Raw genomic sequence first — 15,660 nt, forward strand, 5'->3', positions numbered from 1 at the left:
TGTTCTATCGCGGTCGAACGCGATCCACACATACTGATGGCGATGGACGCACTCGCGCGGACCGCTGACGCACTGGCGGTGACGCCCCTGCTCAACTGCCTGCTCCGCGAGGCCGCGGACCCGGCGGCGGACACCGCCACGGACCCGCCCCGCAGGGGCGGCCCCGCCCCGTACGCCGTCCACCGGCTGCGGGTCAGCGGCCGCCTCCTGCGCGTCCGCCCCGGCCACCGCCCCTCCGCCCCCGAACTGTGGACGGGCCGCTCCTGGCGGAGCCTCCGCCACGCGGAGCTCGTCGACCTCGCCGTCCAGGAGATGTACGCGTCCACCGGCCGCGCCAACCCCGCCCTGGCCGCCGAGATGGCCGCCAGCCGCACCGCGGTCCAGGCCGTACTCGCCGCACGCGCCCGCGTGGCGCCGCCCGAGGACCCCTGGCTGCGCTCCGAACAGGCGCTGGTCATGGGCCACCCGTACCACCCGGCCCCCAAGGCGCGCATGGGCGAGGGCCCGGCAGCCGACTGGCTGCGCTACGCGCCCGAGGCGTACGCCCAGTTCCCGCTCGTCCTGCTCGGCGTACGCGAGGACGCGGTGGTCGAGGACGGTGACACCCGGGCCCTGGACACGCTCGGCGAGGCACCGCCGGGCTACCGGCTGCTTCCGGCCCACCCCTGGCAGCTCGCGCTCTCCGACCGCACCACGCGCGTGCGTACCGCCTTCGCCGAAGGCCGCCTCGTCCACCTGGGCATCACGCCCGGGGCCGCCCGGCCGACGTCCTCGGTCCGCACCCTGCACGTTCCCGGGGACGCCGCGCGGACCTCCGGAGCCGGGGAGGTCGGGAATGCCGGGAAGGCCGGGGAGCCCGGGAAGGCCGGGGACATGTTCCTGAAGTTCAGTCTCGACGTCCGGATCACCAACGACATCCGCCGGATGCGACGCCACGAGCTGCTCCAGGTCCGCCGCACCGACCCCGTCGTGACCGCCGCCTTCGCCGCCATGGACGGCCCGGCGTCCTGGCTCAGCGATCGCGGCTACCGCACGGTGGACGGCCTCTTCGAGACCTGCGCCGTCCTCGTCCGGGACGGCCTCGACCGCCATCTGGCCCCCGGCTCGACCGCCGTGCTGGCCGCCGCGCTCGCGGAGGGCTTCCCCGGCAACCCCCTCGACCGGATCGGCGACCCCCGGCCCTGGTGGGCGGCGTATCTGCGGTGCGTCGTGGCGCCCGTCCTGGAGGCGTTCGCCCGCTTCGGCGTCGTCGTGGAGTGCCACCTGCAGAACACCCTGATCGCCGTGGACACCCACGGCACTCCCGTCCAGTCCGTCTTCCGCGACGCGGAGGGTGCCAAGACGATCCCCGAGATGCCGCGCTCGGCGGCCTGGCGGAGGCTCGTGTACTGCCTCGTCGTCAACAACCTCTCCGAGATCGCCGGCGCCCTCGCCCACCGCTTCCCGGGGTCCGCCGCCGCGCTGTGGGCGATGGCCCGCGCCGAGTTCGAGCGGGGCGGCCGGCTGCCCGCCCTCCCCGACATCAAGGCCCTGCTCGGCTCCCCCACCGTCCCGGGCAAGGCCAACCTGCTCTCCCGCTGGCTCCGCGCGGAGGGCACCGCGCCCCACTACCTCCCGGTGCCCAACCCCCTCACGACCGCCCAGACCTCCGAACGGCCTCGGCCCCGGCCCTGACCGGGCTCCCGATCCGGGCCGTGGTCCCGTCCCCGACGCGCCCGGACCCCCCGTACCACGCGAGTGATCCCGTACCCCGGGACCCAGGGCAGCACGGTGATCCCCAACCGTCCCCCGCCTATCCTTCGACGCATGTCCCTCCCCCTCCCTTCCCCGGGCGGCGGGCGTCTTTCGCCACGGGCCGCCGATGCCGCCGTGGCGGGTGTCGTCCTGCTCGTCGTCGCCGTCTGGACGCTCGTGTCCGCGCAGTACGCGAGTGAGCCCACCGGCCGTACGGTGCTCGGCTGGGTACTCATCCTGGTCGGGTGCGGAGCCCTGTACTTCCGACGGCGGCAGCCGGTCGCCGTCTCCGTCGTCACGCTGCTCGCGTGCGTCGTCTACTACCCGCTGTCCGCCCAGGACGGCCCGCTGATGATCGCCTTCGCACTCGCCCTGTACACGACCGCCGCCGAGGGCCGCTTCGCCGCCGCCGTCGCACTGGCCGCTGTCACCCTCCTCGCGGTCGGGCTCGGCGAGATCCGGCAGCGGCCGGGGCACCGGCAGATCGACGACACGTCGCTGGTCATGCTGGCCGGCTGGCTGATCAGCCTCGTCGCGGTGGGCCGGGCCCAGCGCACCCGGACCGCCTATCTGCACGAGGTGGAGCAGCGGGCGCTGGCCGCCGAGCGGGAGCAGGAGGCGCGGGCCCGGCAGAGCGCCACCGAGGAGCGGCTGCGGATCGCCCGGGAGGTGCACGACGTCCTCGGTCACAGCATCTCGCTGATCAACGTCCAGTCGGGCGCCGCGCTCCACCGCCTCGGCAAGGGGCCCGCCCCGGAGGCCGGGCTCGTCACCGCCACCGAGGCCCTGGAGGCGGTGAAGTCCACCAGCAAGGACGCGCTGCGCGAGTTGCGGGCGACCCTCGGGGTGCTGCGCCGTACCGACGAGCCGACACCGACGGCCCCGTCCTCCTCGGGTCTCGCGCTCCTCGGTGATCTCGTCGCACGCGCGCGTAGTGCCGGTCTCGATGTCCGTACGGACGTCACGGGCACGCCCGTACCCCTTCCGCCGCCCGTCGATTTGGCCGCGTACCGGATCGTGCAGGAGTCGCTGACGAACGTCACCCGCCACGCGGGCGCGAGGACCGTCCGCATCGCCCTCGACTGGGGCACGGACGCGGTGCGGCTGCGGATCGCGGACGACGGCGAGGGCGCGCCGGAGGGTCGCCCCCTCGGCAGCGGTATCCGGGGCATGGCCGAGCGGGCCCGTGCGTTCGGCGGCGAGCTGAGCGCCGAGAATGGGGACGCCGGCGGTTTCCTGGTGGACGCGCGACTGCCCCTCCCGGAACCCACGACGTCCGTACCCACGACGTCCGCACCCACGGCATCCACACCCACGCCGTCCGAACCCACCGCGTCCAAAGGCGACGCGTCCGAACCCACCGCATCCGACAGCGACGCGTCCGAGAGGGACCCCCGATGATCCGTGTCGTGCTCGCCGACGACCAGACCCTGGTCCGGGCCGGCTTCCGGTCGATCCTCTCCGACGAGGAGGACCTCGAGGTCGTCGGCGAGGCCGGGGACGGGGAGCAGGCGATCACGCTCGCCCGCGAACTGCGCCCGGACGTCGTCCTGATGGACATCCGGATGCCGGTCCTCGACGGCCTCGAAGCCACCCGCCGCATCACCGCCGACGAACGGCTCGAAGGGGTACGGGTGGTCATCCTGACCACCTTCGACGCGGACGACCATGTGTACGGGGCGCTCCGCGCGGGCGCGTCGGGCTTCCTGGTGAAGGACACCGAGCCGATGGAGCTGCTGCACGCGGTGCGGGTCGTGGCGCGCGGCGACGCCCTGATCGCCCCGGCCGTGACCCGCCGTCTGATCGCCGAGTTCGCGGGCCGGGCCGACCGGCAGCCCGATCCGAGCCCCCGGCTCAACGCCCTCACCGAGCGGGAGCGCGAGGTCCTCGGCCTGGTGGGCGCCGGGCTCTCGAACGACGAGATCGCCGGCCGCCTCGTCCTGTCCCCCGCGACCGCGAAGACCCACGTCAGCAGGATCATGACCAAGCTGGCCGTACGGGACCGGGCGCAGCTGGTGATCCTGGCGTACGAGTCGGGGATGATCACGCCGGGCTGGCTGGCCTGACCGGAGCAGGCCCCCTCGGCGGGGTCCCGACCCCTAGGTGAGGGGAACCGCTCGGCACAACTCACGGGGTACGCGCGCGTGGACAGGCGCAACCGCTGGGGTACGGCGACTGTCCACCCGGGGGTGACGCCACGCCCCTGACCGTACGCCGACGCTGATCGGGTGAACCAGGACGTACTCGATCTCGCGCGGCTGCAGTTCGCCCTCACGGCGGGCGGCCACTTCCTCTTCGTCGCCCTCACTCTGGGGCTCGCGACCGTCGTCGCCGTGCTCCAGACACGGGCCACGTTCAGCCGCAAGCCGCAGGACGCGCGCATGGTGCGGTTCTGGGGCCAGCTGTACGTGATCAACTACGCGGTCGGCATCGTCACCGGTCTGGTCATGGAGTTCCAGTTCGGCATGGCGTGGAGCGGGCTCACCCATGAGGCGGGCAACATCCTCGGGGCCTCGCTCGCCGTCGAGACGATCGTGGCGTTCTTCGTCGAGTCGACCTTCCTCGGCCTGTGGATCTTCGGCTGGAACCGGCTCAACCGCTGGGCCCACCTGGCCGCGATCTGGATCGTCGTCCTGACCGCCTACGTCTCGGCGTACTGGATCCTCGTCTCCAACGGCTTCCTCAACCACCCCGTGGGGTACGGCTCCGAGAACGGCGAGCTCGTCCTCGACGACCCGGTCGCGGTGCTGACCAACCCCTCCGCCCTGCTCGCCTTCGGTCACATCGTGGCGGGCGCGCTGCTCACGGCAGGGTTCTTCATGGCCGGGGTGAGCGCGTACCACCTGTTCCGGCGCAGCCCGGAGTGGGAGTTCTTCGGCCGCAGCCTGCGGATCGGGGTGTTCCTCTCGGCGCCCGCGCTGATGGTGACCGCCGTCTTCGGCGGGGTGCAGTTCGCCGTCCTCGACGCCTTCCAGCCGATGAAGTCGGCCGTGTTCAGCGGGACGACCGCGGAGATCGCGCGGGTCCAGGCGGAGCTGACGGAACGTTTCGGGCCCGGCGACTACGTGCCCTCGGAGGCGTGGACCCGAGGCGGCGCACTGGTGATGCTGATCTGCTTCGCGCTGATGATGTACCTGTGTTTCGCCGGGGTGATCCTGGCAGCATTCAGGAAGGTCGTCTTCCGGTTCCGCCTGTGGCATCTCGTCCTGATGGCGGCCGTCCCGCTGCCGTACATCGCGATGATCAGCGGCTGGGTCTTCCGGGAGTCCGGGCGGCAGCCCTGGGTGGTCTACGGGCTGCTGAAGACGGAGGACGCGGTCTCGGACCTCTCCCCCGGCACCATGCGCCTCTCCCTCACCGTCTTCACCACGGTCTTCGTCCTGCTGGCCGTCCTCAACGCCTGGCTCCTCACCCGCCATGCCCGCCGGGGCCCGGTCGACGCCGGCCTCGGCCACGACGAACGGCCCGGCGTGGGCGGGGAAGGGCACGGGGGCAGGAAGCCCGGCGAAGACGGCGGGGACGGCGGGGACGGCACACCCGACCCGGCCGACTCCCTCCCGGCCCCCCGCTACTGAACACTCCGTTCCCCCCGTCGCCTCCCTCCCTCCCCCAGGAAAGCCCGAGGAGCCCCCGTGGAGACCCTGGCCATCGCCCTGCTCGCCTTCTTCGCGGCGGGCTGGTTCGTCCTCGCCGGGGCGGACATCGGCACCGGCATGCTCACGCCCTGGCTCGGCCGGAACGACCGCGAGCGGCGGCTCGTCCTCGCCTCGTTCGCCCCGTTCTTCCTGGGCAACGAGGTCTGGCTCGTGGCCACCGTCGGCGTCCTCGTCGGCTGCTTCCCCGCCCTCGAAGGCGAGCTCCTGAGCGGCCAGTTCCCGGTCCTCGTGGCCTTGCTGACCGGCTGGATCGTCCGCGACGCGGGCCTCTGGTCCCGCGGCCGCGGCCCGGGTCCGCGCTGGCGCGCGGCCTGCGACGCAGCAGTGACCTGCGGGAGCTGGACCGTCGCGATGTCCTGGGGGTGGCTGCTCGCCGCCCTGCTCACCGGACGGCCGTTCGCGCCCGCGACCGGCGCCACGGCCCTCCTCACCGCCCTCGCCGTGGCCGCGCTGTTCGCCGCGCACGGGCTCGGTTTCGCCACGCTCCGGCTCACGGGACTGCCGTACGAGCGCGCCCGAAGGCTCGTCGGGCGCGCCGGGCGCCCCTGGCAGTCCTTCGCGCTCACCGCGGTCCTGATGGGCGGGCTGCCGCTCTGGGCGGGCACCGCGCTGCCGCTGGCCGAGCGGGCGGCGTCCCCCGCCACGCTCGGTCTGCTCGTGCCCGCCCTGGTGGTCGTCACGCCGCTGCTCGTGATCGTCCAGGCGTGGATCTGGCACACCTTCCGGCACCGGGTCACCGGGCCGTCGTACCTCTGAGGGGCAGGGTCAGGAATCCTCGGGACGGAACTGCCCTGACTCCTGTGCGGCCTCCTTCTTGTGGTGAAGGGCCTTCTGCAGCCGCGCGACCACGGCCTCCCCGTACCGCCGGTGACCGTGGACCCGCGGGTCGTCCGTCACGTCGTACCGCTTCACATAGGCACCGAGGAAGGCCTGGAGGGTGGCGACGGCCGGAATGGCGATCAGCGCGCCGACGACGCCGAGCAGCGCCGTCCCCGCGATGACCGAGCCGAAGGCCACCGCCGGGTGGATGTCGACCGTCTTCGACGTCAGCTTCGGCTGGAGCAGGTAGTTCTCGAACTGCTGGTAGATCACGACGAAGCCGAGCACCCACAGCGCGTACCAGGGGTTCACGGTGAAGGCGATCAGCATCGGCAGCGCGCCGGCCAGATAGGTGCCGATGGTCGGGATGAACTGCGACACCAGGCCGACCCACACCGCGAGCGCGGGCGCGTACGGCACGTCGAGGATCTCGAAGAGCACGAAGTGCGCGGTGCCCGAGATGAGGGCCATGAGACCGCGCGAGTACAGATAGCCGCCGGTCTTGTCGACCGCGATCTCCCAGGCCCGCAGTACCTCGGTCTGGCGGGCGGGCGGCAGGACGGAGCAGAGCGCGCGCCGCAGCCGGGGCCCGTCGGCGGCGAAGTAGAACGAGAACAGGAAGATCGTCAGGAGCCGGAACAGGCCGCCGAGGACGGTGGCGGAGACGTCGAGAACGCCGGACGCGCTGTTCTGGACGTACTTCTGCAGCCAGTCGGAGCTCAGGACGCTGTCCTGGACCTCGACCCGCGACAGGTCCGTGTGGAAGTTCTGGTTGATCCAGTTGATCAGCGAGTCGAGGTACTTGGGGAAGTTCTCGACCATGTCCACGATCTGGCCGGCGAGCATCGATCCCAGGAGGACCACGAAGCCGACGCTGAAGATCAGGACCGCGAAGAAGACCAGGAAGGTCGCGAGCCCCCGGCGCATCCCGCGCGCCGCCATGCGCCCGACCGCCGGTTCGATGGCGAGGGCCAGGAAGAAGGCGAGCAGGATGTTGACGAGGAGGCCGACGAGCTGGTGGAAGGCCCAGTTGCCGAGGAGGAAGACGGAGTAGAGCGCGAGGGCCAGGACGAGCGCCCGTGGCAGCCATCGCGGCATCCGGGCCGCCTGGCCGGCGGACACGGGCGCGGGGCCACCGCCGTCGCCTCTGCCGCCCGACGTCGCGGAAACGGCGGAGGCGGCCGAGGCGGCCGGTTCGGCCGCTCCGGACGCGGCGACCGGTCCGGTCGATCCGGCCGACGCGGTCGCGGCGGTCGCGGCGGTCGCTCCGGCCGACGCGGTCGCGGCGGTCGCTCCGGTCACGGCGGTCGAATCCGCCGATGCGGTCGAATCCGTCGATGCGGTCAGGTCGGAGCCGTCGGTGTCGTCAGTCGGAGGAGCCACCCCGCCAGTCTCGCGCACGGCACGGACATTCCACCCCGGACCCCCTGCCTCCCCTTCGGCCACCTGTCGTGCCCGACCGGTCACCGCTTGTCGGCGGGGACGTCCACGGCCGCGCACACGGCCCGCCACACGTCCTTCGTCTCCCAGCCGGAGTCCAGCGCCTGGTGCACCGTCCGGCCTCCGAGCTCGGCCATCACATGGTCACGTGCGAAGGACTCGGCATAGGACGCACCGAAGTGGTCCGCCATCCGCTCCCAGAAAATCGTCAACCGCATGACCCCAGTATCACGCTCCCAAGAGTGCAGCCCGCTCCGTAGCCCTTGTCACCGCGACTTTCCGCCCTACGGTCGGAGCATGGCCGAAAAACCGCTCTCCTCCCCGCCCGAGACCCCCCTCGCCCGTGCCGAGCGCTTCATCTGGCTGACGGCCCGCGTCCTGGAACAGCGCCGGTTCGCCTACCACTTCCTGCGCGGCGGCGCGGATCAGGTGGAGACGGCCCTCTCGGCGTACCTCAACGAGGACGGCGGCTACGGCCACGCGCTCGAACCCGATCTCCGCGGGCCGGTCAGCCAGCCCCTGCACACCGCGCACGCGCTGCGCGTGCTGGACTCCATCGGCCGCTGCGGCGGGCTGCGCGTGGAGCGGATCTGCCGTTACCTGACGGACGTGTCGACCCACGAGGGCGCGCTCCCCGCGATCCACCCGTCACAGCGCGCCTACCCGTCCGCGCCGTTCGTCCCGGTCGTCGACTCCCCGCCGAGCGCGCTGCTCACGACCGGCCCGGTGGTCGGGGTCCTGCACCGCAACCAGGTCTGGCACGCGTGGCTGTTCCGGGCGACCGAGTTCTGCTGGTCGGCGGTGGAGGCCCTGGAGAAGTCCCACCCGTACGAGGTCCAGGCGGCCGTCGCCTTCCTGGACGGGGCCCCGGACCGCGCGCGTGCGGAGGCGGCCGCCGACCGCCTCGGCCGCATGGTCCGGGACCAGCGGCTCGCCGTCCTGGACCCGGACCGGGAGGAGGACTATCCCGTGGCGGACGGGTACGCACCCCGGGAACTGCATTTCCCGCACGACTACGCGCGCGTGCCGGACTCCCTGGCGACCCGCTGGTTCACGGAGGAGGAGATGACCCGCTCGCTCGACCGGCTCGCCTCGGACCAGCAGGAGGACGGCGGCTGGCCGATCCGCTGGCGCACGTGGGCCCCCGGCACGGCTCTGGAATGCCGCCCGATGGTCACGGTGGAAGCCCTCCGCACGCTACGCGCCCACGGCCGCCCGCTCGACTGACCTCGGGCGGCGGGGCGTGGTCGCGTCGGCGGGGCTCACCAGCCCAGTGCCCGTACCCCCGCCGTGACGGCGACGGCCGCGCCCACCACGACCAGGAACGGTGCCCGCAGGACGAGGGCGACGGCCGCCGCCGCGAGGCCGGCGGCGCGGGCGTCCAGGACGACGGTGCCGCCCGTGCTGAACGTCTGCTGCGCGGTGAGCGCGGCGAGCAGCGCCACGGGAAGCAGGGCGGCGAGCCGCTGGACCAGCGGGCGCTCCAGCGCTCCGGCGGGTACGAGCAGGCCGGCCAGCTTCACCAGGTAGCACCCGGCGGCGGTCAGGGCGATCGCGATCCAGACGTTCATCGGGAGTCCTTCTCTCGTCCGGCGGGGCCCATCCGACGGCCCTGGAACCAGAGCACCAGGGGCGCGGCGAGGGCCGCCGCGAGCACCGGGACGCCGGCGGGCAGCACGGGCAGCAGCCCGAGGCCGAGCAGGACGGCGATCCCGGCGGTGGCCCGCTCGGTCGCGGACTTCAGCATGGGGGCGAGGAGGGCCAGGAAGACGGCGGGCCCGGCCGCGTCGAGCCCCCAGGCCGCGGTGTCGCCGATCGCCTCGGCGCCGAGCGCCCCGAGCAGCGTGGTGGCGTTCCACAGGACGTACAGCGTGAGTCCGGTGACGGTGAAGCCGATGCGGGCCGCCCGGCGGGTCGGCTGGGCGAGGGAGACGGCGGTGGTCTCGTCGATCACCCAGTGCGCGGCGAACGGCCTGACGGCCTTCGGTACGGCGAGGAGCTGGGAGAGCCGCAGCCCGTAGAAGGCGTTCCGGGTGCCCAGGAAGAAGGCCCCGGCGGCCGCCGTGAAGGGGTTGCCGCCCGCGGCGAGCGCTCCGACCAGGGCGAACTGCGAGGCGCCGGTGAAGACGAGCAGGCTGAGGACGCAGGTCTGGAGGACGCTGAGGCCGGAGCCCGCCGAGGTCACGCCGAAGGCGAAGCCGGAGAGCCCGACGGCGATGCCGACCCCGAGGGCGTCCCGGACGACGGCGGCGTCGGGCTTGGCCGGTACGCCGTCGGGCCGGTTCGGTGCGCCTTCGGAGCGGTTCTGTGCGCCGTCGGGGCGGTTCGATGTGCCTTCGGGGCGGTTCGGTGCGCCGTCGCGTATGACGGGAGGTGCTGTCTGTTCTGCCACGTCAGGGACGTTACGGCAGCCTCGGCGGCCCGGTCTTGTACGTTCTTGCGCGCTGGTACGCCCCCGGCGGCACCCCGACGCTGCGGGTGAAATGCCGGTTGAGGTGCGACTGGTCGGTGAAGCCGACGGCCGCGGCCGCCTCCGCCGGTGGCGTCCCCGTGTCGAGCAGCCGCCTGGCCCGGCGTACGCGCGCGTCGGTCAGCCAGGTGTGCGGCGGCATCCCGTACACGTCCCGGAAGGCCCGGAGGAGGGCGAAGGGGCTGGTGCCGAGGTCCGTGGCGAGCCGCTCCAGGGTCGGCGGCTCAATCATGCGGTCCTCCAGGACGGCACGCGCGCGTGCCGCGTTCCGGGCGCCCGCCGAGCGGGGCGGGAGCGGGGTGACGATCCCGCCGTGACTGCGCAGCATCCGGGCGGTGACCAGCCGCAGCAGGCTGTCGGCCGCGAGCGCGTTGCCCTCCTCGGCGGCCCGGTGGACGCCGACGACGAGCCGGGCCGCGTACGGGTCGTCCACGACGGGCGTGGTGAAACCGACCGAGCCGCGCAGGGCCAGGGTGTCGGCGGCGATGGACCGCACGATCTCCGCGTCGGGGTAGATCGTCCGGTACGTCCAGCCCTCGGGCACGCCCGCGTGCCCGGTGTGCGGGGTGTCGGGGTTCACCAGGGCGATCTGCCCGGGGCCCGCGTGGACGAGATCGTCGCGGTAGTGGAAGGCCTCGACGCCCTCGGTGATCGCGGCGAAGACGAAGGTCTCGTGGGTGTGCCGGGCGAAGGCCTTGTGGATGTAGTGGGCGTGCAGCAGGTCGACCCCGGGCAGCTCGGAGTACTGCCAGTACCGTGCCCGCTCCCCACTCGCCATGCCTCCATTCTGCGGCAGGGCCCGGAGGGCCGTCGTGGCGCGTACGGACATCCCCGGGTCCGGATATCCCCAGGTCCGGGCGGTTGTCAGTGCCGGGGTGCACGATGGGGGACATGGTCAGGTCCGCGCTCGACTCGTTCTCCCCCGCGACCCGCAGTTGGTTCACCGGGGCCTTCACCGCGCCCACGGCGGCGCAGGAGGGCGCCTGGACCGCCATCGGGGCGGGCTCCGACGTGCTCGTCGTCGCTCCGACCGGCTCGGGCAAGACCCTGGCCGCCTTCCTCGCCTCCCTCGACCGGCTCGCCGCCGCACCGCCGCCGGCCGAGCCGAAGAAGCGCTGTCGCGTGCTCTACGTGTCACCGCTCAAGGCCCTCGCCGTGGACGTCGAGCGGAACCTGCGCTCGCCGCTGACCGGCATCCGGCAGGAGTCGGTGCGGCTCGGCCTTCCCGAGCCGGACATCCGGGTCGGCATCCGCTCCGGTGACACCCCGGCCGCCGAGCGCCGTTCGCTCGCGACGCGGCCGCCGGACATCCTGATCACCACGCCCGAGTCGCTCTTCCTGATGCTGACCTCCGCCACCCGCGAGGCCCTCGCGGGCGTGGAGACGGTCATCTTGGACGAGGTCCACGCGGTCGCGGGCACGAAGCGGGGCGCGCACCTGGCCCTCTCCCTGGAGCGGCTCGACGAGCTGCTGCCCCGCCCCGCGCGCCGGATCGGCCTGTCGGCCACGGTCCGCCCGGTGGACGAGGTGGCCCGGTACCTGTCGCCGGGGCGCGCCGTGGAGATCGTGCAGCCGCGTTCGGGCAAGGAGTTCGACCTCTCCGTCGTCGTCCCCGTCGAGGACATGGGCGAGCTGGGAGGCTCCCCCGCATCCGAGGGCAAGGACGGCGGCGACAAGCCGTCGATCTGGCCGCACGTCGAGGAGCGGATCGCCGACCTCGTCCAGGCCCACCGTTCCACGATCGTCTTCGCCAACTCGCGCCGTCTCGCCGAGCGCCTGTGCAACCGGCTCAACGAGATCGCGTACGAGCGGGCGACCGGCGAACCCCTCCCCGACGGGGCTCCCCCGGCCGAGATCATGGCCCAGTCCGGCGCCGCCCAGGGCGCCCCGCCGCTGCTCGCCCGCGCCCACCACGGCTCGGTGTCGAAGGAGCAGCGGGCCCAGGTGGAGGAGGACCTGAAGGCGGGCCGGCTGCCCGCCGTGGTGGCCACGTCCAGCCTGGAGCTGGGCATCGACATGGGGGCGGTCGACCTGGTCGTGCAGGTCGAGTCGCCGCCCTCGGTGGCCTCCGGACTCCAGCGCGTGGGCCGCGCAGGGCACCAGGTCGGCGCGGTCTCGACGGGCGTGGTCTTCCCCAAGTACCGGGGCGACCTGGTGCAGGCGGCCGTGGTCACCGAGCGGATGCGGGCGGGTGCGATCGAGTCGATGCGGATCCCCGCCAACCCCCTGGACGTCCTCGCCCAGCAGTTGGTGGCCATCGTCGCGCTCGACAGCTGGCAGGTGGACGACCTGCTCGCGCTGGTGCGCCGGGCGGCGCCGTTCGCCTCGCTGCCCGAGTCGGCGTTCACCGGCGTGCTCGACATGCTCGCCGGCCGCTACCCGTCGGACGCCTTCGCCGAGCTGCGCCCGCGCGTGGTCTGGGACCGGGTCGCCGGGACGGTCACGGGTCGGCCGGGCGCGCAGCGGCTCGCCGTCACCTCGGGCGGCACCATCCCCGACCGGGGCCTGTTCGGTGTGTTCCTCGTCGGTTCGGACCCCAAGAAGGGCGGGGGCAGGGTCGGCGAGCTGGACGAGGAGATGGTGTACGAGTCCCGGGTCGGCGACGTGTTCACCCTCGGCACCACCTCGTGGCGGATCCAGGACATCACCCGGGACCGGGTGCTCGTCACGCCGGCGCCCGGGGTGCCGGGCAGGCTGCCGTTCTGGAAGGGCGACCAGCTGGGCCGCCCGCTCGAACTGGGCCGGGCGGTGGGCGCGTTCCTGCGCGAGGTCGGCGCGCTCCCGGACGACGACGCGCGGCTGCGGCTGCTCGCCGCCGGCCTGGACGCCTGGGCCGCGGAGAACGTCCTGGCGTACCTCAAGGAGCAGCGCGAGGCCTGCGGCCACGTGCCCGACGACCGGACGATCCTGGTCGAGCGCTTCCGGGACGAACTCGGGGACTGGCGGGTCGTCATCCACTCCCCGTTCGGCGCGCAGGTGCACGCCCCGTGGGCGCTGGCGCTCGGCGCGCGCCTCGCCGAGCGGTACGGCATGGACGCGCAGGTGATGCACGCGGACGACGGCATCGTGCTGCGCCTGCCGGACGCGGACCTGATGGGCCTGGACATGGGCCTGGACCTCCTCGACCACGACCCGGTCGACCCGGGCCGCCACCTCGACACGACGTTCGACGCCGACAAGGCGCCCGTCGGCGCGGCCGACGCCCTCTTCGACAAGGGCGAGATCGGGCAGATCGTCACCGACCAGGTGGGCGGCTCCGCGCTGTTCGCGTCCCGCTTCCGCGAGTGCGCCGCGCGCGCCCTGCTGCTGCCCAAGCGCAACCCCGGCAAGCGCACCCCGCTCTGGCAGCAGCGGCAGCGCGCCGCCCAGCTCCTCCAGGTGGCCAGCGAGTTCGGCTCGTTCCCGATCGTCCTGGAGGCCGTCCGCGAGTGCCTCCAGGACGTCTTCGACCTCCCCGGTCTGACGGAGCTGATGGGCGACATCGAGGCCCGCCGGGTCCGCCTGGTCGAGGTCACCACCCCCGAACCGTCCCCCTTCGCCCGCTCGCTCCTCTTCGGCTACGTGGCGCAGTTCCTGTACGAGGGAGACTCCCCGCTCGCCGAGCGGCGGGCGGCCGCGCTCTCCCTGGACTCCCGGCTGCTCGCCGAACTGCTGGGCCAGGCGGAGCTGCGCGAGCTGCTCGACGCCGACGTCCTGACGGAGCTGGAGCGGGAGCTCCAGTGGCTGACGGACGACCGCCGCATCAAGGACGCGGAAGGTGTCGCCGACCTGCTGCGGGTCCTGGGCCCGCTGACCGACGCCGAGCTGGCCGAGCGCGGCGCCGAGGCCGGCTGGGCACCCGCGCTCGGGACGGCACGCCGGGCGATCCGGGTGCGGATCGGCGGCCGGGAGCACTGGGCGGCCATCGAGGACGCGGGCAGGCTCCGGGACGCCTTGGGCACGGCCCTGCCGGTCGGCGTCCCGGAGGCCTTCACCGAGCCGGTCAAGGACCCGCTGGGCGACCTCCTCGCGCGGTACGCGCGGACCCACGGCCCGTTCACCTCCTCCCAGGCCGCCACCCGCTTCGGCCTGGGCGCCGCCGTCACCGACGGCGCCCTCCAGCGGCTCGCCGCCTCGGGCCGCGTCGTCCAGGGCGAGTTCCACCCCTCCGGCATCGGCCAGGAGTGGTGCGACGCCACCGTCCTGCGCCGGCTGCGCCGCCGCTCTCTCGCCGCCCTGCGCCACGAGCTGGAGCCGGTGCCCCCGGCGGCCCTCGCCACCTTCCTGCCGCAGTGGCAGCACCTGGGAAGCAACAGCCTGCGCGGAATCGACGGCCTCGCCCGCGCGATCGAGCAGCTGCAGGGCGCCCCCGTACCCGCCTCGGCCCTGGAGAAGCTGATCCTGCCGTCCCGGGTCCGCGACTACGCCCCGGCGCTCCTGGACGAGCTGACGACCACCGGCGAGGTGGTCTGGGCGGGAGCCGGGGCACTGCCCGGCAAGGACGGCTGGGTCTCGCTGTACCTGGCGGACGCGGCACCGCTGCTCCTCCCGCAGCCGCATCCCCTGGAGCTGTCCGCACTGCACGAGTCGCTGCTCACGGCCCTCTCCGGCGGGTACGGCCTGTTCTTCCGGCAGATCGCCGACCAGATCCGGGCCACCACCCACCCGGACGCCACCGACCCGCAGCTGGCGGACGCCCTCTGGGACCTGGCCTGGTCCGGCCGTCTGACCAACGACACCCTCGCCCCGCTGCGCTCGGTCCTCGGTTCGGGCCGTACGGCCGGTTCCACCGCCCACCGCGCGCGCCGCACGGTCCCGCGCGGCCGGTACGGCACGCTGACGGCGGCCGCCCGCCCCGTCTCCCGCACCGGCCCGCCCACGGTCTCCGGCCGCTGGTCCCTCCTCCCCCCGCCGGAACCGGAACCGACCCACCGGGCGCACGCCCTCGCCCGCACCCTCCTGGACCGGCACGGCGTGGTCACCCGGGGCGCGGTGGCCGCCGAGGGGGTGGAAGGCGGTTTCTCCGCCACGTACCGGATCCTGGCCGCCTTCGAGGACAGCGGGCAGGCCCGGCGCGGTTATGTGGTCGAGGGTCTCGGCGCGGCCCAGTTCGCGATGGACGGGGCCGTGGACCGCCTCCGGGCCGCCGCGACCGCCCGTGACCGCGGCGCGGAGGCCGCGGCGGGCCCGCGCGCGCTGGTCCTCGCGGCGGCGGACCCGGCGAACGCCTACGGGGCGGCCCTGTCCTGGCCCGAGCCCCCGACGGGCGCCGGCCACAAGCCGGGGCGCAAGGCGGGCGCCCTGGTGGTCCTGGTCGACGGCGAGCTCACGCTCTACATGGAGCGCGGCGGCAAGACGCTGCTGTCCTGGCAGACGGATCCGGACGACCCGTCCCTGAAGGCCGCGGCGGAAGCCCTGGCGGCATCCGCGAAGGCGGGCACTCTGGGCACAGTGACGGTGGAACGGATCAACGGCGCGACGTCCCTGACGTCCCCCCTGGCAGGCCCCCTGGAAAAGGCGGGCTTCGTCGCCACCCCGAGAGGCCTCCGCCTCCGCGCGTAA

General features: G+C 73.7%; 12 protein-coding genes. 7 read left to right on the forward strand and 5 right to left on the reverse strand.

All coding sequences use genetic code 11. From position 1 onward, the window contains the following. Positions 1-36: 36 nt before the first annotated feature. From N5875_RS10265 to N5875_RS10285, 5 genes are all read left to right on the forward strand, one after another. Positions 37-1,674, forward strand: a complete 1,638-nt coding sequence (locus N5875_RS10265; RefSeq protein WP_338493257.1) for an IucA/IucC family protein — start codon at positions 37-39, stop codon at positions 1,672-1,674. A 132-nt stretch (positions 1,675-1,806) separates the two neighbouring features. Beyond that, positions 1,807-3,135 carry a sensor histidine kinase gene (locus N5875_RS10270; RefSeq protein WP_338493258.1) on the forward strand — a complete coding sequence of 443 codons (1,329 nt, stop codon included), beginning with the start codon at positions 1,807-1,809 and terminating at the stop codon, positions 3,133-3,135. Next, positions 3,132-3,800, forward strand: a complete 669-nt coding sequence (locus N5875_RS10275) for a response regulator transcription factor (RefSeq protein ID WP_318207568.1) — start codon at positions 3,132-3,134, stop codon at positions 3,798-3,800. The genes N5875_RS10270 and N5875_RS10275 overlap by 4 nt, the downstream gene beginning before the upstream one ends. A gap of 162 nt (positions 3,801-3,962) precedes the next feature. Next, positions 3,963-5,309, forward strand: a complete 1,347-nt coding sequence (locus tag N5875_RS10280) for a cytochrome ubiquinol oxidase subunit I (RefSeq protein ID WP_338493260.1) — start codon at positions 3,963-3,965, stop codon at positions 5,307-5,309. A gap of 57 nt (positions 5,310-5,366) precedes the next feature. Next, entirely contained in the window at positions 5,367-6,146 is a 780-nt protein-coding gene (locus N5875_RS10285) for a cytochrome d ubiquinol oxidase subunit II (RefSeq protein WP_318207570.1), read from the forward strand. A gap of 9 nt (positions 6,147-6,155) precedes the next feature. Here N5875_RS10285 and N5875_RS10290 read toward each other — a convergent pair whose 3' ends face one another. Together N5875_RS10290 and N5875_RS10295 are read right to left on the reverse strand one after the other, a co-directional pair. Then, complete coding sequence (locus tag N5875_RS10290; RefSeq protein WP_338493262.1) at positions 6,156-7,592, reverse strand: AI-2E family transporter; 1,437 nt, start codon at positions 7,590-7,592, stop codon at positions 6,156-6,158. A gap of 80 nt (positions 7,593-7,672) precedes the next feature. Next, positions 7,673-7,867 carry a DUF3046 domain-containing protein gene (locus tag N5875_RS10295; RefSeq protein ID WP_318207571.1) on the reverse strand — a complete coding sequence of 65 codons (195 nt, stop codon included), beginning with the start codon at positions 7,865-7,867 and terminating at the stop codon, positions 7,673-7,675. A gap of 79 nt (positions 7,868-7,946) precedes the next feature. Here N5875_RS10295 and N5875_RS10300 point away from each other — a divergent pair, with 79 nt between their 5' ends. After that, a complete protein-coding gene (locus tag N5875_RS10300) occupies positions 7,947-8,876 on the forward strand; it encodes a hypothetical protein (protein ID WP_338493264.1) in 930 nt (309 codons plus the stop codon). A gap of 35 nt (positions 8,877-8,911) precedes the next feature. On the opposite strand, the gene N5875_RS10305 is transcribed toward N5875_RS10300, so the two are convergent. Genes N5875_RS10305 through N5875_RS10315 form a run of 3 tightly spaced genes read right to left on the reverse strand, consistent with a single transcriptional unit; the run spans position 8,912 to position 10,897 of the window. Then, complete coding sequence (locus N5875_RS10305) at positions 8,912-9,220, reverse strand: AzlD domain-containing protein (protein WP_055601382.1); 309 nt, start codon at positions 9,218-9,220, stop codon at positions 8,912-8,914. Further along, positions 9,217-10,041, reverse strand: a complete 825-nt coding sequence (locus N5875_RS10310; RefSeq protein ID WP_318207573.1) for an AzlC family ABC transporter permease — start codon at positions 10,039-10,041, stop codon at positions 9,217-9,219. The genes N5875_RS10305 and N5875_RS10310 overlap by 4 nt, the downstream gene beginning before the upstream one ends. Before the next feature lie 10 nt (positions 10,042-10,051). Continuing rightward, positions 10,052-10,897 carry an AraC family transcriptional regulator gene (locus tag N5875_RS10315; protein WP_318207574.1) on the reverse strand — a complete coding sequence of 282 codons (846 nt, stop codon included), beginning with the start codon at positions 10,895-10,897 and terminating at the stop codon, positions 10,052-10,054. 113 nt (positions 10,898-11,010) lie between these two features. On the opposite strand from N5875_RS10315, the gene N5875_RS10320 reads away from it, so the two are divergent. Then, on the forward strand, positions 11,011-15,660 hold the full coding sequence (locus N5875_RS10320) for a crosslink repair DNA glycosylase YcaQ family protein (protein ID WP_318207575.1): 4,650 nt from the start codon (positions 11,011-11,013) through the stop codon (positions 15,658-15,660).

The organism is Streptomyces sp. SJL17-4, assembly GCF_036826855.1.
Taxonomy (GTDB): Bacteria; Actinomycetota; Actinomycetes; order Streptomycetales; family Streptomycetaceae; genus Streptomyces.